Here is a 26880-nt window from a genome sequence, read left to right as displayed (position 1 = left end):
GCCAACTGACTTCGCCCTGGCTCGCTCACGCTCGCCTGATCTCCATATCCGCTCGTCTCGCCTCCGGCTGCGGCTCGCCGAACCACGTTCTCGGTCGGCGCGGGCGCTCAACGTACATCCAAGCACGCCTCGCGCCCGCGGGGAGCGGGCGGAACTCGCTGGAGGCGCGCTAGGGGCGCCATGGGCCGGATCCCCGCGTCGTATCTGCCGCCCCGCGAGCTGTGGCCGCAGCGCATCTACACGCTGCCCGAGCACGCCACGTACCCCCGGCTCCTCAACTCGACCGAGGAGCTGGTGGACCGCCACGTGGCGGAGGGGCGGGGCGACCGCGCGGCGATCCTCTACGAGGGTCAGACGATGACGTACCGGGCGCTGGCGGCCTCCGTCAACAGGGTCGGCGGCGCGCTCCGGGCCCTGGGAATCGAGGAGGAGGACCGGGTGCTGCTGCGCTCGCCCTCCATCCCGCCCGCGCTGGTGGCAAACTTCGCCGTGCTCAAGCTCGGCGCCGTGGTCGTGCCGACGTCGCCGCTGTTCTCCCGGACCGAGATCGCGCACGTGGCGGGGCTCACGGAGGCCGTGGCCCTGGTCGTTGCCGCTCCGCTCCTGGACGAAGTGGAGGCGGCGCGAGCCGAGCTCAAGACGGTGAAGCACGTCATCGTGATCGGCGGGGACGCGGCCGACCTCAAGGCCAGGGGCTACGTCCCGTATGGCGAGCTGGTGGCGCGCGGCCCGGAGCGCCTCGAGCCCGTGCGCCGCGACCGCATGGCCGTCTCCGTCCTGCTCTTCACCTCGGGGACCACGGGGCTGCCCAAGGGGACGGTCCACTTCATGGAGGAGGCCCTCAGCGTGCCGGACGGCTTCGGCCGCCACGGCTGGGGGGTGACCGCCGACGACGTGATCGGCGGGCCCGCGCCCCTGTCGCTCGCCGCCGGCTACTCGACCCAGGCGGTGATCCCCTTCCGCTTCGGCGCCGCGGCGTCGCTCCTGCCGCGCTTCACGCCCGAGGGCATGTTCGAGCAGATCCAGAAGCACCGGATCACCATCGTCTCCATCCTGCCCACGGCCTACCGGAAGATGCTCCAGGTGCCGGAGGCGCGGCAGAAGTACGACCTCTCGTCCGTGCGCGTCTGCACCGGCGGGGGGGAGTCCCTGGGCGCGGAGACCTACCGCGCCTGGAAGGAGACGTTCGGCCACGAGATCTACGAGGGGCTCGGCACCACCGAGATGATGTACGTGTTCATCTCCTCGGCCGTCACCCGGCGCGTGAAGCCCGGGGCCATCGGCCCCGCGGTGCCGGGATACGAGTTGCGCGTGGTGAGCGAGGAAGGCGCGGACTGCCGGCCCGGCGAGCCCGGGCGACTCATGGCCCGCGGGCCGACGGGCACCGTGTACTGGCGGGACCAGGAGAAGCAGGAGCAGGCCGTCTGGAACGGCTGGTGCCGCGCCGGGGACTTCGTCACGATGGACGAGGATGGCTACATCCGGTTCCTCTCGCGCGAGGACGACCTCATCAAGTCCTCCGGCTACCGCATCGGCCCCGAGGAGATCGAGGAAGCCCTCTCTCGCCACCCGGCCGTGGCTGACTGCGCCGTGATCGGCGTGCCCGACGCCGTCCGCGGCCAGAACACATGCGCGTATGTGGTCCTCAAGCCGGGGGCGTCCCCCGGCGAGCTCCTCGCGGGGGAGCTGATCGAGTTCTGCCGGGACCGGCTGGCCGTCTACAAGCTGCCGCGCGCGGTGGAGTTCGTTCCGGCGCTTCCGCGCGCCCCGGGCCCGGCGGGCCCCGGCACCGGCAAGCTCCTGCGGCGCGTCCTGCGGGACAAGCGCGGGTAGTGCCCCGGGCCTCACGCTGGGCCGCCCCGGCGCTCTTCCTGCTGCTGCTCGCCGGCTTCGCGGCCGGCATCTGGGGCAGCTACCGCGCGGTGTTCCCGGGGCAGGGACTCTACCGGGTGACCGGCGTGCTCGAGGCCCGCTCGGGCGAGGCCATGATCCTGGTCAAGCACGACGCCGTGCCGGGGCTGATGGACGAGATGACCTCGATGACCTTCATGGCCGAGTCGCGGGAGCTCCTCGATCGGGCCGGGGTCCTCCCGGGGGACCGCATCCGTCTCACCGTGCGCCAGCTGCCAGACCGGCTGCTCGTGGTGGAGATCCGGAAGCTCCGGTGAATAACCGGGGCGGGGGGCTCGCGGCCCGGCTCCGGGCCCTGGGGCACCGGGGCGCCATCTCCGACGTGGCGCTCCTGGCGGGGAGCCTCGCTCTCTACCTCGGGACGCTCGCGCCCACCGTCTACACCTTCGACAGCGCGGAGCTGGCGGCCGGCGCCTACGTGCTGGGGATCGTGCACGCCACCGGCTACCCGCTCTACCTCCTGCTCGCCAAGGCGTTCATGCTGCTGGTGCCGTGGGGCGACATGGCCTACCGCGCCAATCTCTTCTCGGCGCTCTGCGCCGCGCTGTCGCTGGTCCTGCTCCGCAGGGTGATGGTGGCGCTGACCGGCTCGCCAGGCGCGGCGCTGGCCGCCGCGGCCGCCCTCGGGGCCTCGTTCCCCTTCTGGTCCCAGGCCGTTGTCGCCGAGGTCTACACCCTGCACATCCTCCTCGTCGCCGGCATGCTCTGGCTCTTGCTCGCGTGGCGCGCGGGCGGCCGGCCGCGACACCTCGTCGGCCTCGCGCTCGTCTTCGGGCTCTCGCTCGCCAACCACATGTCCGCGCTGCTGCTGGCCCCCGGGCTGGTCTTCGTCCTCTGGCGCGAGCGCGGGCGCCACCGGATCCCGCCCGTCGCCCTGGCGCTCGGCTGCGGCGCCGCGGCGATCGGCCCGCTGACCTACCTCTACCTGCCCCTCCGCTACGCGGCGGGGCCGGCGCTCAACTACGCCGAGACACTGGGCGTGGATCTCCGCACCGCGGACGGGGTCGCCTGGATGGTGCGCGGCGCCATGTTCTCCCACCTGATGTTCGGCTACCGGCTGGTGGAGCTCCCCGGCGAGGTGCTCCGCCTCGGCGCCCTCCTGTGGCGCGCCTTCCTCGGTGCGGGGCCCGCGCTGGCCGCGCTGGGCCTCATGACGCAGTGGGGGCGGGACCGGACCGCCGCCGCGGCGCTGGGCCTGATGGGCGGAGGCACGGCCGTCTTCTACGTCTCGTACCGCGTGCCGGACAAGGAGACGATGTTCCTGGTGCCGCTGCTCGTGGTGAGCGTGTGGATGGCGGTGGGGTTCGAGCGGGTCCTCGCCTGGGCCGGCCGCACCGGGGCGCCGCGCCCGCGGTGGGTCGTGGCGATGGTCGCGGCCGGCGTCGTCGCCGCCCTGGTGGTCACGAACTACCCCCGGGTGGACCTGCGCGGCAACGATAATGTCCGGCGCTACGCCGAGGCCGTGCTGGGCGAGGTGGCGGCGGATGCCTTTGTCGTGGGCGGCTGGGTCCACCTCACCCCGCTGGCGTATCTGCAGGTGGTGGAGGGGCGGCGCCCGGACGTCCAGCTCTTCGACTGGGGGCTGTACGGCCTGGGGCGGCAATCGCGGCTGCGCGCCCAGGGGCTCCCGGCCGAGGCGGCCCGGGACGCGGCGCTGGACGAGATCCTCGTGACAGTGCAGCGGGAGCTGCTCTCGGGGCGGCCGGTGTACTCCCTGGAGGACAACCACCTCCTCCGGGAGCGCTTCGTCCTCCTGCGGCAGCAGCGCGTCGTCCGTGTCTGCGACCTCGACGGCTGTCAGTGAGGCCGCGGCGCAGCTGATGCTTGCCTTCCGGCGGCCGCCCCCAGCATAATCGGGGCGTCGCCCTGGCTCCGGCCTGCGGGGCGCATTTCCTCTGGAGGAGGCCCGCTCATGACCTCGCCGGCTGGTCGCGCGGTGTTGCTGGCGACGCTGCTGCTCGGCGTTCCCCTGCATCCCGCGTGGGCCCAGGGGGTGGGAGTGGTGACGACGCTCTCGGGGCAGGCCACCGTGGCGCGGCCCGTCCTTCCCGCTCCCGTCCCGCTCAAGTTCAGGGACGACGTCTTCACGCGGGACCGGATCAGCACGGCCGAGAACGCGCTCCTCCGCGTGCTCCTGGGCGGCAAGGCGCTCGTGACCGTTCGCGAGCTCTCCGTGCTGACGGTGACGGAGGAGCTCGGCCGCTCCACCGTGGACCTCGACTCCGGCAAGCTCGCCTTCGGCCTGGTCCGCCAGCGGGTGCGCCCCGGCGAGGCCTTCGAGATCCGGACGCCGAACGCCGTGGCCGCCGTCCGGGGCACCGTCGTGGTTGCCGAGGTCTTCCGTCGCTCGAGCCAGGCGGCGCCGGCGCTGGCGGTGGTCCAGTCGGACCTGTCCGTCCTCTCCGGCTTCGTCGACGTGCTGCTCCGCGGGATCGCGGGCGCCCTGCCCGTGCGCGTGGGGGCCATGGAGACGCTGAGCATCATCGGCAACACCTTCGGTCAGGTGCGTCCCCTGACGCCGGACGCGGCGGCGCGGCTCATGACGAACCTGAGACCGCGCCCCCAGCACACGGCCACCCCCGACCCGGCCCGCCGCGCTCTCACGGGCCAGCAGCAGGGGCAGGCCACGATGGACGCCGGCGTCGTCGAGCTCCGGGGGGATCGGGTGGGTGAACGACAGATCCTGGGAGGCAGCGAGAGCCTTCAGAAGCAGGTCCCGCTCATCCCGCAGGTGCAGCCGCGCGGCCCTTCCTGCTCGGGGCCCTACTGCTGATCCGGCCGGCCAGCGCGCCGCGGGGGGCGGGCCTCAGTACTGCCAGGAGACGATCAGCGAGAAGATGTTCCGGTTGAAGGAGAAGAGCGGCAGGTTCGAGCGGCTCACGATGCCCTGATACTCGACGGCCAGGGTGAAGCCGGCCGGCAGCGGTTGCTCCACGCGGGCCACGTGGGCCTGCTCGGTGTCCACCCGCTCGCGCGTCGCCGGGTTGACGCGGGGCAGGATGCTGTGCGCGTGGGCGTAGTTCCGGTAGTGCACGTCGACATCGTACCTGAGCCGCGTCCGGCCCCACGGCAGCGTGTACTGGGCGCCAGCGAGGAGCCGGTGCCCCTGGTACTTGAAGTTCCGCCCGTCGGCGTCCTCCACGTCGAACTGGTAGCCGAGCCGGACCAGGTGCCGGTCCCCCGCGAAGCGCAGGACGTGCAGCACGCCGGCCATCCAGTTCTTCGCGTCGCGGACCTCTTCCGGCAGGACGTTGGAGTCGTTGGAGAACTCCTTGGTCTGCAGGCGTAGCTGCAGCGCGCTCAGGTGGGTGGCGTCCTCCACCAGCAACGCGCTCGCGGTCGCGGTGTGCCGCTGGAGGAACTCGTCGTCGTCGAGGGTCAGGTAGTCGTAGGCGTACTGAAGCCCCAGCTGGTAGGGCATTGGCCCGACCGCCGCCCGGTAGACGCCGGCGAGAGAGCCCAGGTGGTCCTGCACGTTGAAGCCCGGCAGGTCGTTGTACACAGTCTGGAAGAAGGAGTAGGAAACCGTGGCCTCCCAGGGTCCGTTCCGGAGCCAGGCGTACTCGAGCCTCAGCCCGAAGAGCTCCCCGACCGTGTCGCGCCGGTGGCGTCGCGCCGCCTCCGCGTCCGGATCATGGCTCGGCTCCGGCTGCACAGGCGCGTTGCTGTCGTAGGTGAAGCCGGCGCGCAGCTCGGCCCGGAAGCGCCGATCACGCTCCCGGGCCGCCAGCACGGTGTCGCGGAAGCGCTCGGCGGGCCCGGTAAGCGGCGAGGCGGGCAGCACCTTGACCGCGGCCTCCACCTCGGTGGCGGCCTCGGCGCTGCGCCCGAGGCCGGCGAGCGCGAGCCCCGCATAGAAGCGCGTGAGTTGCTGGATCCCTGCATCGGCCGAGGCCCCGGCCCGCAGGGCCTCCAACGCCCCCTGGTAGTTGCCGTTGCGGTAACGGATGAACCCAACGTAGTAGCCGACGCCGTCGGTCCGCGGCTCCGCCGCGAACACGCGAGTGAGCGGGTCCTCCGCCCGGTCGTACTGCCTCGCAGCGAAGTAGGCGACCCCGAGCTGGTACAGCACGGCGAGGTCGTCGGGCGCCTTGGCGCGCGCCGTCTCGAGGGGCGCGATGGCCGCCGCGGGCTTCTGCTGGGCCATGAGGACGAGGCCTGTGTAGTAGAGCCCTTCCAGGTTCCCGGGGTCCTGGGCCAGCGCCTCCCGCAGGCTCGCGAGCGCCTCGTCGTATCGCCTGTCGTCGTAGGCGAGGATGGCCTGCGCCACCAGGACGTCGGCCTCGGACTGCTGGGCATGGGCGGGTGCGGCCGCCAGCGCCACGCCGGCGGCGGCCAGGGCCAGCACGAGACAGGTGGAGAGCCTCCACCCGCGGCCACCTCGCGTCCCGAGCGGCATGCGTGGGAAGTGCATCAGACTTCCCTTCTAGCAGAAGGGCTCCGGCGCTGTCCAGGGAAAGCCACGCTCAGCCCCGCCCGAGCGTGCGCAGCTGGCGGACAAGCTCCTGCACTTGTTCCTCCGACAGGTGGAATCCGAAGGCCGGCATCCCCGGCTTCCCGATCTCCGCGCCGCCGCGCCTGATCAGCTCGTGGAGGTACTCGTCGGACAGGTTGTCGATGATGCGCGGATCGGCGAGGTTCCCCGGCTGGATCAGCAGGAGAGTCGCCCGCCAGGAACCCCGGCCGTCGGCGCCGTGGCAGCTCGCGCAGTAGGTGAGGTAGAGCCGCTGGGCGGGCGTCGCCGTCCGGGGGATCGGATGCGGCAGGAAGAGCGAGGCCGCGAGGCTCCCGGCCAGGAGCAGCAGCGCCGGGGCTGCGATGACGAGCATCCACCTTTGCCTCATCAGGTGGCCGTCCCGAGCTCGAGGAGCGTCTGCCGGAGCCGTGGATCGTCCAGGAGCGCGGGGCCGGGCGCGCTGAGCGCCACCTGCCCGGCCTCCAGCAGGTAGCCGCGCGTCGCCAGCCGCAGGAGCCGGCGCACGTGCTGTCCGGCCGCCAGGATGGTGATTCCCTCCGAGGTGATGGCGTGCACGGCCTGGCAGAAGCGGTCCGTCACGCTTCGCGCCAGCCCGAGGAAAGGATCGTCGAGGCACAGGAGACGCGGCCGGGCCATGAGGCCGCGCGCCAGCGCCAGCATCTGCTGCTCCCCTCCGGAGAGGATGCGCGCCGGCGCGCTGCCCTTGTCCTGCAGGATCGGGAAGAGGCGAAGGATGGTTCGCAGCGTCTCCTCACGGCGCGCGCGCGCCGACGGGAGGAAGGCGCCGAGCTCGAGGTTCTCCCGGACGGAGAGCGGGCCGAAGAGGCGCCGCCCCTCCGGGATCAGAGTGAGCCCTCGCGCGGCGATGGCGTAAGGAGCCAGCCCGTCGATCCTTTCCCCGTCAAGCGCGATCTCCCCGCTGGCGACAGGCAGGAGTCCGGCCAGCGCCTTCAGGAGGGTGGACTTCCCGGCGCCGTTGGGGCCCACGAGGGCGACGAACTCGCCCGCGCGCACCTCGAGCGACACGCCGCGTAGCACGGTGAGATCGCCGTAGCCGGCGTGGACGTTCCTGACGCTCAGCAGGAGCGGAGCCGGCACGCTACGGCTCCTCCTCGCCCAGGTAGGCGGCGGCGACCCGCGGGGAGGCGAGCACGGCCGCAGGAGCACCATCGGCGACGATCTGGCCCTGGTCCAGCACGAGCATCCGGTCCGCGACCCGCGCGAGGATGCCGAAGGAGTGCTCCACGGCGAAGATGGTCACGCCACGCTCGCGCAGGCGGGCGTAGAAGAGCAGCACCTCCTCCCGCCCTCTCGGCGACAGCCCCGAGGCCAGCTCGTCCAGCAGGAGCAGCGCAGGGCGGCTCGAGAGGGCCACGGCCAGCTCGAGGCGCTTCATCTCGCCCAGCGAGAGCGCCGCGGCGCGCGCGCCGGCCTTGTCGCCGAGCCCCACCAGCGCCAGCAGCCGCTCGGCCTCGGCGCGGCGGTCGACCGCCCGGCGGTAGCGCTGCCGGCTGCGGAATGTCACGCCCACCAGGACGCTGTCGCGGGCGGTGAGCCCGGCGAAGGGGCGCGGGATCTGGAATGTCCGGCCGATGCCGAGCCGCCCGGCCACCCAGGGCGGTCCGCCCGTGATCCGCTCGCCGCGGAACCACACCTCCCCCGAGGTGGGGCGCCGGAGCCCGCCGAGCACGTCGAAGAGCGTGGACTTCCCCGACCCGTTGGGGCCCAGCAGCCCGACCACCTCATGTTCCTCCAGGGTGACGTCCACGCCACGGAGGGCGGAGAGCCCCCCGAAGGCCACACTCAGGCCCCGCCCCTCAAGGATGGGCACGCTGCCCGCCCGCCCGTGGGCCCCCGAGGCCTCCGGGGAGATAGAGGACGACCGCGATCAGTGCCAGCGCATAGCCTGCCTGATGCAGGGAGGGCAGCAGCGGGTGCAGCACGAGCTCGCTCACGAGGTAGAGCGCCATGGCGGCCGCGGCAGGGCCCAGCAGCGTGTGGAGCCCGCCGACAGTCGCCATGACCAGCGGCAGGAAGGAGTAGTGCCGGTTGAAGACGAGATCGGGCTCCACCACGCGCACCGTGTGGGCGTAGAGCCCGCCGCAGAGCGCGGTGAGCAGGCCCGAGAGGGCGAACGCGAGCAGCGTCCAGGGGAGGGGGCGCAGGCCCAGCACGCTCGCCCGCTCCTCCTCCTCGCGCACGGCCGCGAAGGCGAGCCCCACGCGGCTCCCTCGGACCAGCGCGAAGAGCCCGAGCGTCGCGCCGAGCAGGGCCAGCGCCAGGTAATAGGCCCCCGCCCGCCCTTCGGTGAGCACGCGCGGCCACCCGCGCAGGACGGGCAGCGCGGGGATCCCGACCAGCCCCGCGCCGCCCCCCGTGATGTCGGTCCAGTGGAGCGCCAGCCCTCTCAGCAGCTCCGCAAAGGCCAGTGTGCCCAGCGCGAGATAGGCGCCGCGCAGCCGGATGGACAGGAGCCCCGCGACCGCGGCCCCCGCGGCGCCCGCCAGCCCGCCGAGCGCGATGGCGCCCCAGGGCGACAGCCCGCCGAGGGAGGCGAGCGCCGCGCCGTAGGCGCCCAGCCCGAAGAAGGCGGCGTGGCCCAGCGAGGTCGGCCCCGCGTAGGCCAGCAGGTTCCACGCCGAGGCCATGGCGGCGAAGAGAAAGGCGGTGGAGAGCAGGAAGAGATAGTACGGATGGAAGCCGAGCGCCGGGGGCAGGGCCGCGAGCAGCGCGACGCCCAGGAGCGTCCCGAGCCCGGCGCGCATCAGGGCGCCAGCCCGCGGGCCAGGCCGCCCGATCTGGCCAGCAGCGAGCCCAGCAGCATGAGGGCCACGACAGGCTCGCGCCATCCGGGCCCCGACGAGGCGACGGTGAGCGACTCGATGATGCCCAGAAGGATGCCCGCTCCGAGCACGCTCCTGAGCCGCCCTACCCCCGCCCAGATGGTGAGGACGATGGCCATGAGCGTCAGGTCCACGCCCGCGGCCGGATGGAGGTAGTGCAGCGTCGCGAAGAGCACTCCCGTGGCGCCCGAGAGCCCGAGCGCCAGCACGAAGGCGCCGCGCCGGGCCTGGTCCACGTCGATGCCGACGAGGGCGGCGGCCTGGGGATCGACGCTCGTGGCGCGGACGGCCTGACCCCAGCGCGTGCGCGTGAGGCCGACCCAGAGCAGTCCCACCGCCGCCAGCGCCGCCGCGGCGGCAAGGACCCGGCCCCCGCCGAGCTGCAGCGCTCCCACGGGGAGGCTCGGGCCCAGACTGCCCTCCGGGATCAGCCGGTATTCGCCGCGCCAGGCGGCGCGCATGACTGTCTGGACCAGCAGCGACAGCCCGAAGGTGAGCACCAGGCTGGTGAGCTCTCTCGGCTCGTCCGCGCGGCGCAGAAGCCATTGCCAGAGGAGCGCCACCGGGCAGAGCGCTGCCGCGGCCACGGGCAGGAGCAGGATGGGATGAAGCCCCGTCGCGGCCCAGACCGCGTAGCCCACGTAGCCGCCCAGGACCACCAGGTCGCCGTGCGCCAGGTTCAGCGAGCGGCTCACCCCGAGGATCAGGGAGAAGCCCAGCGCCATGAGCGCGTAGAAGCATCCCAGCAGAGCACCGGAGGCCAGGGCCTGGAGCAGCGAGGCCAGCGACAGGGTGGGAGCTCCTCGGCTATCGTAGAATGGGAACGAAGCCCCCAGATAGTAGCGTCTGGAAAACCAGAGGTCAAGGAGGCTCCGAGGCGAACTCCATGCCGAGGCTCTTTGTGGCGACCGTGGGGCAGGGACTCTTCAGGAGCGACGACCTCGGCGCGAGGTGGACCAGGGAGCCGTGTCTCCCTGCCTCGGCGCGCCTGTACTCCCTCTGCGCTGCCCCCGGCGAACTCCTCGTGGGGGGCGACGGGCGCGTCTACCGCTACTGCGAGCGTGCGTGGAGCGAGCTCGCCCTGCCGGCGCCTGACACGCAGGTGTGGGCGCTCGCCGCGATGGACGGCGTCATGCTGGCCGGCACGCGGCCCCTCGGGCTCTTCCGCTCCGATGACGGCGGCTGCCGATGGGAGCCCCTGCCGTTCGCCCTGCTCTCCGACCTGCCGCAGTCGCAGGTGAGGCGCCTCAGCGCGCTCCTGCCGAACCCCTGGGTCCCGGGCGAGCTGTGGGCGGGCGCCGAGGCCGGCGGAGTCTTCGCCAGCGTTGACGGCGGCGGGACGTGGAGCGTGGCCAACGAGCAGCTCCCCTCGCTGGACGTCCACGCGCTGGCCTGGTCCTCGGGCGGGATGCTGCTGGCCGCTACCCCGAGCGGCGTCGCCCTGTGGAGGAGCGCGCAGTGGATCGAGGGCGCGTTCCGGTGTGCGGATCACTACTGCCGCGCGCTGGCCTCCCGCCCCGACGATCCCTCCACGCTCTACTGCGGCTTCGGCGACGGCCTGCCGGGCACGCGCGGAGGCATCGCGGTCTCCGCCGACGGCGGCCGCTCCTGGCGCCCCTCGGGGGGCGTGCCCGGCGCCGACAGCACGATCTGGTCGGTGGCCACGGCGGCGGCCGCGCCGGGTCTCGTGCTGGCCTGCTCCATCTCGGGCACCGTCCTCGTGAGCCGGGACGGCTGCGCCTCCGCCACGCCGGTCCTCACCACGGGCTGCGAGACCCCTGCCGTCGCGTGCCTCTCGGAGTAGGGCAGTCAGCGCCCCGGCAGGATCGGGGGGGCGGTGGCCCGTTCCCGCGGGTAGACGACGACGTGCCGGCCGCCCTGGATCTGGACGATCACCCGCTCGTAGAAGAGGGGCTCGCCCCGCTCGTCGAACTTGATCCGGCCCAGCGGGGTATCGAGATCCACCGCGGCCAGCGCGTCGCGGGCGGTCTCTCCCGTGATCGGCTTGCCCGCGCGCGCCAGCGCCTCCAGGGCCGTGAGGAGCGCGCGGGCCGCGGCATAGCCGTGCATGCTGAGCGGGACGGGCGCGGCGCCGAACCGCCTGGAGTAGGCCTCGATGAAGGCGCGCGACTCCGCCTCGCGGCCGCCGAGCATGACTCCCGGCTGCCACGAGCTGGTCCCGTAGAGCCCCTCGCTGGCCGGGCCCAGCTCGCGGATCACCCCGGGGAACTCCATGCCGAAGGCCCCCACGAAGGCCCGGATCCGGATCCCGGCCCGGGTCATCTGGCGCACGAGCAGCAGGTGATCGGCGAAGAAGGTGTCGGACAGCAGGACGTCGGCCCGCTGGTCGCGGACCCGGGCCAGGAGTGGAGTGAAGTCGGAGAGGCCGGGGCTGAACGGCTCGAAGACGGGGACCCGGATCCCGGCCCGCTCGAAGAGCTCCTTCTGGCGACGCGCGAGCTGCGAGGCGCCGGGCGTCTGCGAGTAGAGGATGGCCACCCGCTCGGCCTTGAAGACGTCCTGGACCACGCCCGTCGTCACCCGGACATAAGCCTCGAGGCCCGACACGCGGAAGAAGTGGCGGTTGCCGCGCCGGGTCAGCCGCTCGTCGAGGGAGGCCGTGGCGAGGTAGGGGATCCGGGACCGGTCCGCCACCTCCCCCACGGGCCCCACCAGGCTGTCCACGTAGCCGCCGATCAACGCCACGACCCGGTGGCGTCCCGCGAGCTCCTCGGCGGCGGCCAGGGCCCGCTCCGGCCGACCCTCGTCGTCGCGGGAGAGGAGCGCCAGCGGGCGGCCGCCGATGCCGCCGCGCGCGTTCTGCTCCTCCACGGCCAGCGCGATGCCCTGGTGGACGCTCGTCCCCTGGAGCGCCAGGGCGCCGGTGCGCGGGTTGATCTCCCCGATGGCGAGGGGCTCGGCGGCCCGGACCGGCAGCGCGCCCGCCGCGCCCAGGCACGCCGCGAGCGCGAGGGGGAGGGCGCGGAGCAGCACGGCGCTAGCGGATGACGTCTTCGGTCTGCGGATCGAAGAAGTGGATGCGCTCGGGCACGAGAGCGAGCCGGATCTTCTCGTGCGGCCGCGTCCGGACCATCGGCTCCACGCGCGCCACCACCGACTGCGCGGCCGCCGTGGTGTCGAGCAGGATCTCGGCCCCCAGCGGCTCCACCACGTCCACGACGGCGTCGAAGGCGAAGTCCGACGATTCGGTGCTCGTCCCGACGCGGAGGTCCTCGGGCCTGACGCCGAGGGTGACGGCGCGGCCCGTGTAGGCGCCGAGCTTCCCGGCCACGTGCGGCGGCACCTTCACCTTGATCCCGGAGGCCTCGGCGTAGAGCGTGCCGCCGGCCTCGGCGATCCTCGTGGGGATGAAGTTCATCGCGGGCGAGCCGATGAAGCCCGCCACGAACCGGTTCTGCGGCCTGGTGTAGATCTCCATGGGCTCGCCCACCTGCTGGACCCAGCCGTCCTTCATGACGACCACCCGGCTGCCGAGCGTCATGGCCTCCACCTGATCGTGGGTCACGTAGATGGCGGTCGTCTCGAGCCGCTCGTGCAGCCGCTTGAGCTCCACGCGCATCTGGACGCGGAGCTTGGCGTCCAGGTTGGACAGCGGCTCGTCGAAGAGGAACACCTGCGGGTGGCGCACGATGGCCCGCCCGACGGCCACGCGCTGCCGCTGGCCGCCGGAGAGCTGCCGCGGCTTGCGCTTCAAGAGCTCCTGGATCCCGAGGATCTCCGCCGCGTCCTGCACGCGCTTGGCGATCTCGGCCTTGGGGAACTTCCGCATCTTGAGCCCGAAGGCCATGTTGTCGTAGACGCTCATGTGCGGGTAGAGCGCGTAGTTCTGGAACACCATGGCGATGTCCCGGTCCTTGGGGGGCAGGTCGTTGACGACGCGGTCGCCGATCTGGATCTCCCCCGAGGTGATCTCCTCGAGGCCCGCCACCATCCGGAGCGTCGTGGTCTTGCCGCAGCCCGAGGGCCCGACGAAGACCATGAACTCCTTGTCGCGGATGGTGAGGTTCACGTCCTTGACGGCGTGGACCTCGTCGAACTTCTTGTTGAGATCCTTGAGCACGACCTGTGCCATGAGTCCCTCTTCCGTGGCCCCCGGGGTCCGCCTCAGCCCTTGGTGCTCCCGGCGGTGAGGCCGGAGATATTGTAGTCCATCCCCGCCGCGCTAGCCGAAGAGCCAGCCCGGGAACCAGAGGGCGATCTGCGGGAAGAGCATCACGAGGACGAGCCCGATGACCTGGATGATCATGAAATCGGCCATGCCGCCATAGATCGTGCGCAGGTCCCACTGGGGCACCACCGACTTGAGGTAGTAGGCCGACATCGCGACGGGCGGCGACAGGAAGGCCGTCTGGAGGTTGACGGCGATCAGCACCCCCACCCACACCGGATCGAACTTCAGGGCCTCGATCACCGGCCAGAAGATCGGCAGGAAGACCAGGATGATAGCTGGCCACTCGAACGGCCACCCGAGGAGAAAGATCAGGAGCTGCACCAGGAGCAGCATCCCGAATGGGGGGAGCGGGAGCTGGATCATGGCGTTGGTGACCACGGTGGCCGACCCGAGCCGCGAGAACACGGCGCCGAAGACATTGGAGGCCACGGCCAGGAAGAGCACCATGCTGGCGGTCGTGCAGGTCTGGTAGGCCGCCTGCTTGAGCCCCTTGAGCGTGAAGCGGCCGTAGAGGATGGTCAGGAGGATCGCCCCCGAGGCCCCCATGGCCGCCGCCTCGGTGGGGGTGACGAGCCCCGCCATGATCGTGCCGAGCGTGGAGGCGATCAGGGCGCCCAGCGGCAGGACGCCCACGACCAGCTCCCAGAGCACCTTCCCGGCCGATGTGGGCCGCTCGTCGAGAGGCACCGGCGGGCCCAGCCTGGGGTTCAGGAAGCTGCGGAGGAGGCAGTAGGCGATGTACATGCACGCCAGCAGGAACCCCGGGCCGAAGGAGGCGGCGTAGAGCTGGGCCACCGACACGTTGATGACGGGCCCCATCACGATCAGCATGACGCTCGGCGGGATCAGGATGCCGAGGGTGCCGCCGGCCGCGATGGCGCCCGCCGACAGGCGGGGGCTGTAGCCGGACTTGATCATGATGGGCGCCGCCATGATGCCGAGCACGGTGACGGCGGCCCCGACGATGCCGGTGGCCATGGCGAAGATCGTGGCCGTCAGGATGACCGCGATGTAGAGGGCGCCCTTGAGCGGCGCGAGGGCGTCCCGGACGGCGCGGAACAGGCGCTCCATCAGCCCGGCCTGCTCGACGACGTAGCCCATGAAGATGAAGAGCGGGACGGCGGCGAAGATCTGCTCCTTCATGAGGCCGATGGCCTGGAAGTAGGCCAGGTCGAAGGTGATGGCCCCGAGGCCGAAATAGCCGAACGCGAGCGCCAGGAGCAGGAGGGTGAAGGCGATCGGGAAGCCGATGAAGATCACCCCGATCATGATCGTCAGCATGATGATGCCGAGCAGCTCGCCGCCGGTCATATCTCGACGCCTTCCCGCTTGGAGAGCATCGTGCCCGTCCGGGCGGCGTAGAGGCTCTTGAGCAGCTCCGAGACCGCCTGGATCAGGATGAGGACCGCGGTCAGCGGCACCAGACCCTTGAAGGGCCAGATGATCGGGCGCCAGGCGGTCTGCTCCGAGCGCTCCCAGATTGTGAAGGCGTGCCAGGCCTCGTCCACGCTGGCGTAGAAGAGGAGGATCATGCCGGGGAAGACGAAGAACACGTAGGCGCTGGCGTCGATGAGCCCCTTGGTCCGGTCCGAGAACTTCTCCCACAGCATGTCGGTCCTGATGTGGGCGCCCCGGAGGAGCGCGAAGTGGGCGCCCAGCATGAAGAACGCCGCGTAGAGCATGTACGAGAGGTCGAAAGCCCAGATGGTCGGCGCGTTCAGGAGGTAGCGCGAGATGGCCTCCCAGGTGAGCCCGAAGACCAGCGGGAAGATCAGGAAGGCGACGGCCTTCCCGGAGTACTCGGTGAAGCTGTCGATGCCGCGGATGATCTTCAGCAGGCCGGGCGGGGGCTGTGGCATACGCTGCGGATCCTCCTGGGTCGATGCGGGGAGGCGAGGACGGAGGGAGGGGCTAGCGACCGGCTAGCCCCTCCGTGCCCTTGGGCCCGGCCGTCCTACTTCTTCACCGGCCAGTAGTAGTCGGCCGCGAAGTTGTAGGTCGGGAACATGAAGCGCTTGGCCGGGACGACGATGGACGCGTACTTCCGCTGGGACTCCAGCGTCTTCTTGAAGAAGGGGTCCTTCTCGGCCTCCTGCGCCGCGACCTTGTCCCAGGCCTTGAGGAAGGCGTACAGGATGTCGTCGGGGGTCTTCAGGATCTGGACCTTGTGCTTCTCCTGCAGCTCCTTGATGGCGTCGGCGTTCTGCCGCTGCCAGCGCATCCACCAGCGGAAGAACGTCTCCATCGCCGCGGACTTGACGATCTCCTGGTTCTGCGCCCCGAGGCTGTCCCAGACGTCCTTGTTGACGAGCAGCTCGCCGATCGTGACGTTCTCGTGCATGCCCGGCGTGTAGTGGTACTTCCACACGTTGTGGAAGCCGAGCTTGAGGTCCTCGACGCCGCCCACCCACTCGGCGCAGTCGATCACCCCTCGCTGCGCCGCCGGGATGATCTCGCCGCCGGGCATGTTCACCACGCTCATCCCCATCGCGGTGAAGACCTCGGCGGCGATGCCGGTCTGGCGGCACTTCATGCCCTTGAAGTCGGCCAGGTTCTTGATGGGCCGCTTGAACCAGCCGAACGCCTGGGGGCCGGCGGGGAGGATCGGGATCACCACCACGTTGAGCTTGAGGATGTCCTTGTAGAACTGCTGGTAGAGCTCCAGCCCGCCGCCCTCGAACATCCAGCCCATGGCGTCGATGAAATCCATGCCGAAGGTGCCGCCCGGCCCGCCCGTGAACAGGACGGCCGCCTAGTGCTTGCCTGTCCAGTAGGCGGCCCAGGTGTGGGCGCCGTCGATCACCTTCTTGTTGGTCGCGTCCAGCACCTCGAAGGCGGGCACGATGGCGCCGGCGGGGAGCGCCTCGATCTTGAGCTTCCCGGCGGAGAGCTTCTCGACCCGCTCGGCGAACATCTTGAAGTTGTCGTAGAGGGTCAGGGCGGCCGGCCAGCTGGCCTGCATCTTGAGGGTGACGGGCTGCTGGGCCGTGGCAGGGGGCGGGGCAAGCGCGCCCCCCACCATGATGGCGGCCGCCAGCAGGGCGGCCGCGGTTCCGAAGCCTCGCCATGTCCGTGTGGTCATGTTGGCACCTCCCTGGGGACGGGTTGGGTGGGACCTGCGGCTGGAAACCGGGTGTGGCGGGATTCTAGGAAGGCGAGAACCACATGTCAAGGGCGCACTTCGGCCGGCCGGCTACCCCTTCACCGAGCCGGTGAGGCCGGCGACGTAGTGCTCCACGAAGAACGAGTAGACCAGCGCCACCGGCACCGACCCCAGCAGGGCCCCGGCCATGAGCTGCCCCCAGAAGTAGATGTCCCCGCGGATCAGCTCCGAGACCACGCCCACGGGGACGGTCTTGCGCTCCGGCGAGGAGATGAAGATGAGGGCGTAGATGAACTCGTTCCAGGAGAGCGTGAAGGCGAAGATCCCCGCCGATAGGATGCCCGGGAGGGCGATGGGAAAGACGATGCGGACCATCGCCCCGAAGCGCGTGGCCCCGTCGATCCGCGCGCACTCCTCGAGCTCCCTCGGGATGGTCTTGAAGTACCCCATGAGGAGCCAGGTGCAGAAGGGGATGAGGAAGGTCGGGTAGGTGAGGATGAGGGCCCACGGCGTGTTGCCGAGCTGGAAGTTGCGGATGATGTCCGCCAGCGGGATGAAGAGGAGGGTCGGCGGCACCAGGTAGGTCACGAAGATCCCGGTGCCGAGTGGCCCGGCCATGGGGAAGCGGAGCCGGGCCAGGGCGTAGCCCGCCAGGAGCCCGCAGAAGAGCGAGATGCCCGTGGAGGCGCAGGCGATGAAGAAGGTATTCCAGAGCCAGTGCAGGAACGTGGTCCGCGCCAGGAGGTCCTGGACATGGGCCAGGGTGGGCTGGAGCGTCCAGAACGGGGCGTTGTTGACCGCCCGCCACGACCGGTAGAGCTCGTGGTCCGGGCGGATCGCGGTGACGAGCATCCAGTAGAAGGGGAAGAGCGTGCCCACGACGAAGGCCGCCAGCGGGATGCGGAAGAACACCCACCGCTTCCAGCGCCGCTCGATGACCATTTATCCCTCCTGGGGGGGAGCGATGGCCGCCGCTCCTCCCCCAGACCCCCCCACCGGCTGGCGTGCCGCAGGGCCCCCGTGCGCGTTCGTCCAGCCCCCGGTGGGCACTAGGCGCCCTCCATGCGGCGCACGTACCAGAGCTGGACGCACACCACGGCGAAGAGGACCGGGAACATGAAGAGCGACACCGCCGCCCCCTCCCCCAGGAGCCCCGTCGCCACGCCGAGCTGATAGGCGTAGGTGGCCAGGAGGTGGGTGGAGTTGGCCGGCCCGCCGCCGGTGAGCACGTAGATCAGCTGGAAGTCGGCGAAGGTCTGGATGATGGAGAACACCACCACGACGATGGTGACGGGCTTGAGCAGCGGCCAGGTGACGTGCCAGAAGCGCTTCCAGCCATTGGCGCCGTCGAGGGCGGCGGCCTCGTGGAGGTCGGGGTTGATGGTCTGCAGCCCGGCCAGGAGCGTGATGGCGAAGAAGGGCATGCCGCGCCAGGTGTTGATCACGATGGCGCACCAGAGGGCCCACGTCCCGTCAGAGAGGAAGGGAAGCTTGGTCACGATGAGGCCGCTCTTGTAGAGCGTCCAGTTGAGCACGCTGAAGCTCGGGTCGAACATCCAGCGCCAGGCGAAGGTGCTGAGCACCGTGGGGATGATGAAGGGGAGCAGCATGGCGGCCCGCACGAGGCGCATGCCCCGGAAGACGCGGTTGAGGAGCAGCGCCACCCACATCCCCAGGGCCAGCTTGAAGATGGTGGCCCAGAACGTGTAGAAGAACGTGTTCGCGAACGCGGTCTGGAAGATCGAGTCGTCCCACGCCTTGGCGAAGTTCTTGAGGCCGACGAACTGGCCGGCGTTGCCGACGCTGGGGTAGGCGATGAAGACGCCGAGGAGGAGGACGGTCGGCGTCAGCAGGAGGGTGGCGAGGAGCCGCTCGCTCTCGAGGAGACGGGCCATCGGGCCCGGCCCGGCCGCCCGCGGGTGGGGGAGCGCCACCTCGACTCCGGCGGCGCCCCCCGCGATCGGCCGCTTCACGTGGGTCCCGGCCTACGCCTCCGGCGTCAGGCCTCGTAGATCTTCTTGAGCTCGGTCTCGGCCCACTTGACGGCCTGCTCCGGCTTCATCTTCCCGGAGGCGGCGTTGGCGTACATGTCCACGATGATGTACTTCGAGTACACCTCGGTGGACTTGGCCGTGGCGGGCCCGGCGTAGCCGAAGATCCGCGTGTTGCGGGCGGCCGTCCGGAACATCTGCAGCGGCTTGTCGATCTTCCCCCACATGGCGTGCTTCTCCCAGTCGGTGGTGGGGGCCACGCTGTACCCCTCGCAGACCTCGAACCACTTCTCGAAGTTCTCCTTCTTGTGGATCCAGCGCAGGAGGTCCTTGGCGAGCTTCTGGTTCTTCGAGTACTTCATGATGCCGTGGCCGTTGGAGAAGTAGAGCGGGAACTGCCCCGCCCCCCCGGCCAGCGGGAAGAGGCCGTGGTCGATGTCGAGATAGAGCGGCTCCCCCTTCTCGTCCTTGAGCTTGTCCTTCTGCCGCTTGGCCACGATGTAGATGGAGGCGCCATTGAGGCTGGCGCAGATCTCGCCCGCGTGGAAGGCCCGGTTGTTGTTGGAGTCGTCCCAGGCCAGCCCCCCCTCGTCGCAGCCCTCCTTCCACAGCGCCGTCATGTACTTGACCGAGTCGAGCGTGCCCTTGGAGTTCACCGCCACCTTCTTGCCGCTCTTGTCCGTCTCGGCCCCGCCGAACGACCACATGAGCGGATAGGCCCAGGTGGGGGCATCCCCGAAGGTGTGGCCGAGCGTCTGGCCATACGGCTTGCCCTTCTTCTTGAGCGCGGCCGCGGCCTTGCGCAGCTCCTCCCAGGTCTTGGGGAACTCGCTGAACCCGACCTCCTTGAACCAGGACTTCCGGTAGGCGATGGTGTTGCCCACGATGGAGTGGGGCATGCCGAGCCACTTGCCCCCGACCCTCATGGACGGCTCGAACACGCCGTAGAAGCCGCCCTGGGCCTTGGCCACCTCGCCGGCCACGTCGCTGACGTCCACCAGCGCATTGGCGTAGAGGTGCGGCCAGTTGTAGTAGAGCATGAAGATGTCGGCCCCCGACCCCGACTGCACGGCCGCCGTGATGCGCGGCTGGAGGTCGTTGAAGCCGATGGTCTCGATCGTCACCTCGGCGCCCAGGGCCTTGGAGGCCGCGGGCATCCCTTCCTTCTTGAGCCACACGTCCGCCTCGGGGATGAAGTCGTTCCAGCGGACGATGTGCAGCTTCGTCCCCTGGGCGAAGGCGGGCGCCCGCCGCGCCGCCAGGATCCCCTCGATGCCGACCGCGGCGGCGGCCGCCACCCCGGCGGTCCTGATGAAGGTCCGGCGGGCCATCTGCGGCTGGCTCGAGCTCTTGTCCTCCGGCCTGGATGTCTCCATGGCGCTGGTCCTCCTTGGCTGAGTGAACCGTCGTGAGGTGGCGAGCGTTCCGCCCGGCCGCGTCCCGCCTGACCGATCCCCGCGGCGGGCAGCCTCCGTCCGCGAGGATTGCGCCTCGTGAGGGACGTCACCAGGCTCGAGGGGTGATCGGCCGGCTGGGTAGCGCGTGCCGATTCTGTAGCAAAGAACCTAGTGCGTGTCAACGGCGACCATGGCGCCGGCCGGCTGCCTCGCCGGCGGGCGCAGCGTCACGCCCAGCGCCACGGCCATGCTCCCGATGGCGAAGGAGCCGAGGAAGAGCCAGGTGTACGACCCGAGCGCGTCGTGGATGGCGCCGCCCGCATAGGAGCCGATCCCCATCCCGATGCAGGAGATGAAGAACACGGCGCCGTAGGCCGTGCCCATGACGCGCTCGCCGAAGTACTCGCGCGTGACCAGCGCGTAGAGCGGCATGGCCCCGCCATAGGCCACGCCGAAGACCAGCGCCAGCCCATACATCGCGCCGAGGTCGGAAGTCAGCAGGAACGACGAGATCATCACGGCCTGCAGCGCCAGCGCGGCCAGGAGCGTGGGCTTGGCGCCGACCCGGTCGGCCACCATGCCGGTGCCGATGCGGCCGAAGATGGAGGAGAAGCCGGAGGCCCCGAGGATGCCGGCGGCAGCCATCTTGCCGATCCCCAGGTCGATCGCGTGGGAGACCATGTGGAAGAGGGGGCCCGAGTGGGCCGCGCAGCAGGCGAAGTGGGTGAGGGCGATGGCCCAGAAGGGCCACGAGCGCCAGACCCCCAGCGCGGCCATGCCGGGCGTGACAGCGAGGTTCCGCCCGGACATGGTCCCCGCCATGCCTTCACCTCGCACGAGGTGTCGGGCCTGACTCTCTACCATCTGCGGGGGCCCAGACATGGCCCCCGCCATGCCTTCACTTGGCACGAGGTGTCGGGCCTGACTCTCTACCATCTGCGGGGGCCCAGACATGGCCCCCGCACTCCCCCAGCCGCGGTCGTCCTCGGCGGGGGTGGGGGGGGTGCGGAGGAGGAGGGCGGCGGGAATGACGATGAGCCAGGCGAGGTCGCCGAGGACGACGAAGGCGGTGCGCCACTCGAACTCGTTGATGAGCCAGCGCGAGAGCGGCGACAGCGCGAGGATGCCGAGGCCGTTGCCCGCCGAGACCACGGCGGCCGCCATCCCGCGGCTCCCGCCGAACCACTTCACGGCGGTGACGGTGAGCGGCACGTAGAAGGCGCTCACGCCGCCCCCCACCATGAGCCCGAAGGTCAGGTAGAACTGCCACACGGCCGAGACCTGGCTCGAGAGCAGGAGCCCCGCCCCCAGGAGCCCGCTGCCGATGAGCACGACGATGCGGGTGCCGAAGCGGTCGGAGAAGTAGCCCGCGACGAAGCCGCCGGCGCCCATCACGATCCAGTTGAAGAAGCCGATGGCGCCGATGCTCGCCCGGCTCCAGCCGAGGCTCCTCTCCATCGGCTCGAGGAACACTGCCAGCGTGAACAGCGTGCCGATGGACATGGCGATGATGAGGAAGGCGGCGCCGAGGATCACCCAGCGGTAGGACGAGGCAGGCATCATGCGAGGCCCATTCTCCCCTCCCGCACGGGAACGAGCAAGCAGAGGGCGAAGGCCATGCTGAGCCCGAGCGCGGTCCACGGCACGGTGAAGTCGCCGACGCGCTCGACGAGGAGACCGAAGAGCGGCGGCCACACCGAGACGCCGAGGGAGGAGATGGCCAGCCCGAGCCCCACGGCCGTGCCGGCCGCGCGGGGGCCGGCCAGCTCCGCCATGAGGGTGTGCTGCACGCCGTTCCAGCCGATGCCGAAGAAGCCGAAACAGAGGGCCAGGGGCGCCAGCAGCCACCCGCCGGTGTCCGGGCCTGTCGTCGCCATGACGAAGGAGCAGACAGTGGAGCCGATCCCCGCGATGACGAGCACGATGCGGCGGCGGCCGCCGAGGAGCCGGTCGGAGAGCAGGCCGAAGGCCACGCGCCCCGCCATGCCGGTCACCTGCGCCATCACGAGGTAGCGCGCCGCCGTCACCAGCGGCACGCGCACCTTCTCCTGGAGGTAGAGCACGAGGAAGGCCATCCACACCGTCTGCATGCCCGCGAAGACGAGGGTGGCGGTGGCGACCAGCCAGAGATCGCGGTTCCGGAGGACGGCGCGCAGCGAGCCCTCCTGACGGACGGGGGCCTCCAGCTCGCTCCTCGGTGGGTCCCGGTAGCCGAGCCACGTGAGCCCCGCCAGGAGCGCGACCAGCGAGGCCGACAGCGCCACGGCCGGCCGCCAGCCCAGGCCGAGCGCCAGCGGCGGCATCAGGAGGGCGCCCACCGCGCCGCCGAACGGCAGCCCGACCTGCTTGAGCCCCACCACGGTGGCGCGCTGCCGGCGCGGGAACCACGACATGACGGCCTTGGCGGTGGTGGGGTTGAGCATGCCGTAGCCGGCGCCGGCCAGGATCATGAGGGCGATGAGGACGGGGAAGGAACCGGACCCGGAGACGGCGAAGAGCCCCAGCGCGATCAGGGCCTGTCCCCCGGCCATGGTGAAGAGCACGCCCCAGCGGTCCCCCATCCAGCCGGCGGGCAGCGACATGAGCGCCGCGCCGACATAGTAGGCCGAGAGGAAGGAGCCCGCCTGCGTCATGCTGAGCCCCAGGCTGTCGCGGATCAGCGGCGCGATCGCGGGGATGCCGAGGGGGCCGACATTGGCCATGGTCTGCGCGCCCGTGATGAGCGCCAGGATCGCCCAGCGATTGGTCACCGGACGCGGGCCGCCAGCCGGGCCTCGGCGGCGCGAAGGTCCTCCTCGGTGTCCACGCCGATCGTCTCCTCGTCGGTCTCCACCACGCGGATCGGGATCCCGTGCTCGAGGAGACGCAGCTGCTCGAGCTTCTCGGCCTGCTCGAGGGACGAGGGCGGCAGCGCGTGGAAGGTCTCGAGCGCGGCGCGCCGGTAGGCGTAGAGCCCCACGTGCTTCCAGTACGTGACGCCGCCCCGGCCCTCCCGGTCGCAGGGGATGGGCAGCCGCGAGAAGTAGAGAGCGTCGCCCCGGGCGCTCGTCACGACCTTGTTGGCCGTGCGGCTCGCGACCTCCTCGGGAGTGGCGCGGATCTTGAGCGTCGTGACCTGGACGTCGGGGTCGTCGAGGAAGGGGGTGACCAGCCGCTCGATGTGTCCGGGCGTGACCAGCGGCTCGTCGCCCTGGATGTTGACATAGACCTCCGCCGCCCGGGCGCGCGACACCTCCCAGAGCCGGTCGGTGCCCGAGGGGTGATCGGGCGAGGTCATGACGGCCGGGACGCCGTGAGCCCGGCACGCGTCCGCCACCTCCTCCGAGTCCGTCGCCACGAGCAGGTCCGAGAGCAGCGACGAGCGCCGCGCGCTCCGATGGACCTGGACGACCATGGGTAGCCCGGCGATCTCGCGCAGCACCTTGCGCGGCAGCCGGGTCGAGTGGAGGCGGGCCGGGATGATGCCGAGGACCTTCATCCCCTGAGCCGGGGCAGCAGGAACCGGGTCGCGCGCTCCATCTGGGCGGCCTGGTCGGCGCTCGCGAAGCGCAGCACGATGTGGCGTGCGCCAGCCTCTCTGAACGCGCCCAGCCACTCGAGGCAGCCCTCGGGGCTGCCGGCGTAGTGGCCCCAGCGCGCCGCGATGACCTCGTAGGGCGCGCCGTAATAGCCCTCGATGAAGCTGCGCATCTCGGCCTCGGCCGCCTTCGTGTCGGGCCCGATGTTGATGGTGGTGTACAGCGCGGACGCGATGGCGGAGGCAGGCCGGCCGCTCTGGCCGGCCTCGCGCAGGACCGTGGCCCAGCCGTCGCGGTACACTTGTGGCGCGCGGCTGTTGGGGAACCAGCCGTCGGCGCTACGTCCGGCCCGGCGCAGCGCCCCCTCCACCTCGCCGCCCATCCAGATCGGGGGCCCGCCGGCCCGCGCGGGCGCCGGCAGGATCTGCGCGCCGGCGAGCTTCCAGTAACGGCCCTCGAAGGACACGGGTCCCCCCGCGGCCTCCGGCGCCCAGAGCCGGCGGCAGAGCGCCATGGTCTCGACCAGCCGTCCCACGCGCTCCCTGAACGGTACGCCCGCCGCCTCGAACTCCTTGCGGACCCCGGGGGTGTCCGGCGCGATGCCGACGCCCAGAACGAGCCGGCCCTCGGCGATGCGATCCACCGAGGCGACGGCATGGGCGAGCAGCAGCGGGTGGCGCAGCGCGGGCAGGAGCACGGCCGTGCCGAGCGTCACGCGACGCGTGCGGGCTGCCGTGGCTGCGAGGAGCGTCAGCGGCTCGAAGCGCGGCCGCGCCAGGAGCGAGTCGCCCACCCACACGGAGTCGTAGCCGGCGGCCTCGGCCCGCTCGGCCATCTCGAGGAGCGGGGCGGCCTCCGGGCGCCCCGACATGACGGCCTCCCGAGTCGGAAGAAGCACGCCGACGTTGATGCGTGGAGTACTCACGGCTGGGTCTCTCCCTGTCGCCTGAATAGTGTCGTCATGGAGACTCATGCTAGCACGAGGGCCGGGCGCGGGTATCATGGGCCCGTGGGTCTCTACGCGCGCCACGTGCTGCCCCGGCTCATCGACCTCGCGATGCGAAGCCGAGACGTCATGGCGGAGCGCGAGAAGCTCGTGCCCGGCGCCGAAGGCACCGTGCTCGAGGTGGGCGTGGGCTCCGGGCTCAACTTCGCCCTCTACGGGCCTGCCGTCGCGCGGCTCTACGGCCTCGACCCCTCGCCGGAGCTCGCGCGGATGGCGCGCCGGAGACTGCGGCACGTCCGCTTCCCCGTGGACCTCATCACTGGCTCCGCGGAGGCCATCCCGCTCCCGGATGGGAGCGTGGACACGGCAGTGAGCACCTGGACGCTGTGCTCGGTCCCGGATCCCGCGCGGGTGCTGGCGGAGCTGAGGCGGGTCCTCAGGCCCGGGGGGCACTTCATCTTCATCGAGCACGGGCGGTCGCCCGACCCGGGAGTGCTGGCCTGGCAGAACCGCCTCGACCCCGTCTGGCAGCGACTGGCAGGCGGATGCCATCTCAACCGCCCCATGGACACCCTGATCGCCTCGGGCGGATTCCGCATCACCGAGATCGAGCGGGGATACAATCGGGGCCCGCGCCCCTTCACCTACCTCTACAAGGGCCTTGGGGTCAGGTCTTGAAATCCAACACGTCGCCCCGGCTCCGGCACAGCTGGGCTCCCGGCGGAGCTCGATGTCCAGGGGCCTGACGCTTCTCGCCATGCAGCACCGGAACCGCTCCGATGTCGTAATGCAAGACCTGACCCCGCGGTGGCTGGGATGGCCGTCGCGGCGGTGCCCATTGCCGCGGGCGCGCATGTGGGCGCCGGGGCCCTGATCCTCCTGCTGCCGACTCGTCTCTACGTGGTCGGCGGCGCCCTCGTCGTCGTGGCCTCCTTCGTGCTCGTGGCGCTGGTGCCCGCCCGGCTCTTCGCGCGCCTGGAGGCCACCGGGATCCGTGTCGGGGTCAGGCGCCTCCCCGGCGGCGGTGCGCTCGCCGCCGCGGCGAGCCTCCTGTCGCTCGGAGTCGTCATCGCGCTGCTCGCGGCGGGGCGCGTGGGAAGCCGCGACCCGCTGGAGAACCCGCTCCCGCTCTTCGTCTGGACAGTCTGGTGGATAGGTTTGACCTTTCTGCATGCGGCGCTGGGCAACCTCTGGGTCGTCCTGAATCCATGGAACCATGCTCGGCCTCTGGCTCCTGTCAGCGCCGACGGCCGGATAGGCCCCCGGGTTGAGTCCGGACGGCCGCCCATGCTATTAGTGCGATGATTCATGCGCGGACGGGCGAGTCGCCGGATGACGCGGCGGGCGGGGCCCCCAGACGGCGCGGAGCGCACCGCGCCGCCACCCCACGGGTCCGGCGCCAGCCCTTCGCCCGGGGTCAAGCCGCAACGCCTTCGGGGGCGGGCACCCCGCGGCTCCCGACCGCGTCAGGCCGCGGCGGCCCGCCCCGGGGCGCCGCCGTGTCACGAATGGGCCGGGTGAGTGAGGCTGGCGCGACAGGACTTGCCGACTTTCCGGATGGGGGCCGCGGGTGCATGCATGATGCGGACTGGCCGGCCGGCGTGGGAGCCAGCGCACACCCTTGAGGAGCGGAGGGACGGACCATGATTGAAGCCATCGGCGGAGCGGGGAGCGTCTCGAGGCGGAGTGTCCTGAAGGGCGCGGGAGCCGCGGCGGCGGGCGCGACGCTGGCGGGGCCCCTCGTGCGCCGCGCGGCGGCCCAGGCGGGGCAGGGCCCCCTGCGGCTCGGCTTCCAGGTGCACCGGACCGGGATCGGCGCCGTGTACGGCCGGTGGTACGAGCGCGCGACCACCGCCGCGGTGAAGCTCATCAACGAGAAGGGCGGCATCGGCGGCCGCCAGATCGAGATCGTCGCCGAGGATGACGGGACGGACCCGAAGCGCGGGGCGGAGGTGGTCGAGAAGCTCGCCACCCATCACAAGGTGGACATGATCTTCGGCACCCTCTTCTCCCACGTCGTCATCGCCTCGGCACCGCGGGCGGGGGAGCTCAGGATCCCCTACCTCGTGGTGAGCGAGGGGTATCACGTGGCCTCGGGCAAGCTCAACCGCTACGTCTTCCAGCCGGGCATCACCGATGTCCGGGCCCAGGTCACCGCTGTCGCGCCGTGGATCCTCAAGAACCTCGGGAAGAAGGTGACGCTGATCTTCCCCGATTACGCCTTCGGCCACGACCACCGCGACTTCTTCAGCAAGGTGGCGACGGCGCAGGGCGGCACCATCCGCGCGCTGGTGCCGATCCCACCCACCGAGACCTCGTTCACGAAGTACTTTCCGCGGGTGCCGGCCGACACCGAGGTGCTGTACCACGTCATGGTGGGCCCCGGCGTGCTCACGTTCGTGAAGGAGATGGGCGAGCACTTCGGCGCCAGGCGGCCGCAGATCTTCGGCTTCGTGGACTCGCTGGAGGGCGTGGACATGGCGAGCCCCGGGCTCGCCTACC

The 26880-nt window shown here is 71.2% G+C and carries 27 protein-coding genes; 8 read left to right on the top strand and 19 right to left on the bottom strand.

Annotated features, from left to right (window positions below; genetic code table 11):
* Nucleotides 1–180: 180 nt before the first annotated feature.
* From HYV93_04200 to HYV93_04185, 4 genes are all read left to right on the top strand, one after another.
* On the top strand, nt 181–1833 hold the full coding sequence (locus HYV93_04200) for an acyl-CoA synthetase (GenBank protein ID MBI2525165.1): 1653 nt from the start codon (nt 181–183) through the stop codon (nt 1831–1833).
* Nucleotides 1833–2168 (top strand): copper-binding protein, encoded by a 336-nt coding sequence (locus HYV93_04195; protein ID MBI2525164.1) that lies wholly within the window; start codon nt 1833–1835, stop codon nt 2166–2168. Before HYV93_04200 ends, HYV93_04195 begins: the two co-directional genes overlap by 1 nt.
* A complete protein-coding gene (locus HYV93_04190) occupies nt 2165–3715 on the top strand; it encodes a DUF2723 domain-containing protein (protein ID MBI2525163.1) in 1551 nt (516 codons plus the stop codon). The genes HYV93_04195 and HYV93_04190 overlap by 4 nt, the downstream gene beginning before the upstream one ends.
* A gap of 108 nt (nt 3716–3823) precedes the next feature.
* Complete coding sequence (locus tag HYV93_04185) at nt 3824–4684, top strand: FecR domain-containing protein (protein ID MBI2525162.1); 861 nt, start codon at nt 3824–3826, stop codon at nt 4682–4684.
* A 33-nt stretch (nt 4685–4717) separates the two neighbouring features.
* Here HYV93_04185 and HYV93_04180 read toward each other — a convergent pair whose 3' ends face one another.
* The 6 genes from HYV93_04180 to HYV93_04155 are packed head-to-tail and all read right to left on the bottom strand — an operon-like array spanning nt 4718 to nt 9956.
* On the bottom strand, nt 4718–6325 hold the full coding sequence (locus tag HYV93_04180) for a tetratricopeptide repeat protein (GenBank protein ID MBI2525161.1): 1608 nt from the start codon (nt 6323–6325) through the stop codon (nt 4718–4720).
* A 52-nt stretch (nt 6326–6377) separates the two neighbouring features.
* On the bottom strand, nt 6378–6740 hold the full coding sequence (locus HYV93_04175; protein MBI2525160.1) for a cytochrome c: 363 nt from the start codon (nt 6738–6740) through the stop codon (nt 6378–6380).
* 14 nt (nt 6741–6754) lie between these two features.
* Nucleotides 6755–7471 (bottom strand): ABC transporter ATP-binding protein, encoded by a 717-nt coding sequence (locus HYV93_04170; protein ID MBI2525159.1) that lies wholly within the window; start codon nt 7469–7471, stop codon nt 6755–6757.
* A gap of 16 nt (nt 7472–7487) precedes the next feature.
* Entirely contained in the window at nt 7488–8219 is a 732-nt protein-coding gene (locus tag HYV93_04165) for an ABC transporter ATP-binding protein (GenBank protein ID MBI2525158.1), read from the bottom strand.
* Nucleotides 8206–9153 carry a branched-chain amino acid ABC transporter permease gene (locus HYV93_04160; protein ID MBI2525157.1) on the bottom strand — a complete coding sequence of 316 codons (948 nt, stop codon included), beginning with the start codon at nt 9151–9153 and terminating at the stop codon, nt 8206–8208. The genes HYV93_04165 and HYV93_04160 overlap by 14 nt, the downstream gene beginning before the upstream one ends.
* A complete protein-coding gene (locus HYV93_04155) occupies nt 9153–9956 on the bottom strand; it encodes a branched-chain amino acid ABC transporter permease (protein MBI2525156.1) in 804 nt (267 codons plus the stop codon). The genes HYV93_04160 and HYV93_04155 overlap by 1 nt, the downstream gene beginning before the upstream one ends.
* Nucleotides 9957–10117: 161 nt before the next feature.
* Here HYV93_04155 and HYV93_04150 point away from each other — a divergent pair, with 161 nt between their 5' ends.
* Nucleotides 10118–11035: a hypothetical protein gene (locus HYV93_04150; protein MBI2525155.1), complete on the top strand. Its 918-nt coding sequence runs from the start codon at nt 10118–10120 to the stop codon at nt 11033–11035.
* A gap of 5 nt (nt 11036–11040) precedes the next feature.
* Here the strand turns inward: HYV93_04150 and HYV93_04145 are convergent, their stop codons facing one another.
* The 13 genes from HYV93_04145 to HYV93_04085 all read right to left on the bottom strand — a co-directional run bounded on the left by HYV93_04145 (nt 11041) and on the right by HYV93_04085 (nt 24357).
* Nucleotides 11041–12225 carry an ABC transporter substrate-binding protein gene (locus HYV93_04145; GenBank protein ID MBI2525154.1) on the bottom strand — a complete coding sequence of 395 codons (1185 nt, stop codon included), beginning with the start codon at nt 12223–12225 and terminating at the stop codon, nt 11041–11043.
* Between the two features lie 4 nt (nt 12226–12229).
* Nucleotides 12230–13324, bottom strand: coding sequence for a sn-glycerol-3-phosphate ABC transporter ATP-binding protein UgpC (gene ugpC, locus HYV93_04140; GenBank protein ID MBI2525153.1), 1095 nt, complete (start codon nt 13322–13324; stop codon nt 12230–12232).
* Nucleotides 13325–13414: 90 nt separating this feature from the next.
* The gene (locus tag HYV93_04135) at nt 13415–14734 is read right to left on the bottom strand and encodes a TRAP transporter large permease subunit (protein ID MBI2525152.1); all 1320 of its coding nucleotides are present in this window, start codon (nt 14732–14734) and stop codon (nt 13415–13417) included.
* Entirely contained in the window at nt 14731–15282 is a 552-nt protein-coding gene (locus HYV93_04130; GenBank protein ID MBI2525151.1) for a TRAP transporter small permease subunit, read from the bottom strand. The genes HYV93_04135 and HYV93_04130 overlap by 4 nt, the downstream gene beginning before the upstream one ends.
* A gap of 95 nt (nt 15283–15377) precedes the next feature.
* Nucleotides 15378–16133: a TRAP transporter substrate-binding protein DctP gene (gene dctP, locus HYV93_04125; protein ID MBI2525150.1), complete on the bottom strand. Its 756-nt coding sequence runs from the start codon at nt 16131–16133 to the stop codon at nt 15378–15380.
* Between the two features lie 42 nt (nt 16134–16175).
* On the bottom strand, nt 16176–16505 hold the full coding sequence (locus HYV93_04120; GenBank protein MBI2525149.1) for a hypothetical protein: 330 nt from the start codon (nt 16503–16505) through the stop codon (nt 16176–16178).
* Between the two features lie 111 nt (nt 16506–16616).
* The gene (locus HYV93_04115; protein MBI2525148.1) at nt 16617–17468 is read right to left on the bottom strand and encodes a carbohydrate ABC transporter permease; all 852 of its coding nucleotides are present in this window, start codon (nt 17466–17468) and stop codon (nt 16617–16619) included.
* 107 nt (nt 17469–17575) lie between these two features.
* Nucleotides 17576–18421: a sugar ABC transporter permease gene (locus tag HYV93_04110; protein MBI2525147.1), complete on the bottom strand. Its 846-nt coding sequence runs from the start codon at nt 18419–18421 to the stop codon at nt 17576–17578.
* Nucleotides 18422–18525: 104 nt separating this feature from the next.
* The gene (locus HYV93_04105; protein MBI2525146.1) at nt 18526–19893 is read right to left on the bottom strand and encodes an extracellular solute-binding protein; all 1368 of its coding nucleotides are present in this window, start codon (nt 19891–19893) and stop codon (nt 18526–18528) included.
* 189 nt (nt 19894–20082) lie between these two features.
* Nucleotides 20083–21477, bottom strand: a complete 1395-nt coding sequence (locus tag HYV93_04100; protein ID MBI2525145.1) for an MFS transporter — start codon at nt 21475–21477, stop codon at nt 20083–20085.
* On the bottom strand, nt 21474–22664 hold the full coding sequence (locus HYV93_04095) for an MFS transporter (GenBank protein ID MBI2525144.1): 1191 nt from the start codon (nt 22662–22664) through the stop codon (nt 21474–21476). Before HYV93_04095 ends, HYV93_04100 begins: the two co-directional genes overlap by 4 nt.
* Nucleotides 22661–23392, bottom strand: a complete 732-nt coding sequence (gene kdsB / locus HYV93_04090; GenBank protein MBI2525143.1) for a 3-deoxy-manno-octulosonate cytidylyltransferase — start codon at nt 23390–23392, stop codon at nt 22661–22663. The genes HYV93_04095 and kdsB overlap by 4 nt, the downstream gene beginning before the upstream one ends.
* Entirely contained in the window at nt 23389–24357 is a 969-nt protein-coding gene (locus HYV93_04085) for an LLM class flavin-dependent oxidoreductase (protein MBI2525142.1), read from the bottom strand. Before HYV93_04085 ends, kdsB begins: the two co-directional genes overlap by 4 nt.
* An 84-nt stretch (nt 24358–24441) precedes the next feature.
* Between HYV93_04085 and HYV93_04080 the strand changes: the two genes are divergently transcribed.
* The 3 genes from HYV93_04080 to HYV93_04070 all read left to right on the top strand — a co-directional run.
* Nucleotides 24442–25056 (top strand): class I SAM-dependent methyltransferase, encoded by a 615-nt coding sequence (locus HYV93_04080; GenBank protein MBI2525141.1) that lies wholly within the window; start codon nt 24442–24444, stop codon nt 25054–25056.
* A gap of 138 nt (nt 25057–25194) precedes the next feature.
* Entirely contained in the window at nt 25195–25683 is a 489-nt protein-coding gene (locus tag HYV93_04075; protein ID MBI2525140.1) for a hypothetical protein, read from the top strand.
* A gap of 338 nt (nt 25684–26021) precedes the next feature.
* The coding region (locus HYV93_04070; GenBank protein ID MBI2525139.1) for an ABC transporter substrate-binding protein at nt 26022–26880 on the top strand (859 nt) is incomplete at its 3' end.

The sequence above is a fragment of the Candidatus Rokuibacteriota bacterium genome, assembly GCA_016188005.1.
Lineage (GTDB): Bacteria > Methylomirabilota > Methylomirabilia > Rokubacteriales > CSP1-6 > UBA12499.
This window is presented reverse-complemented; position numbering and strand designations above follow the sequence as displayed.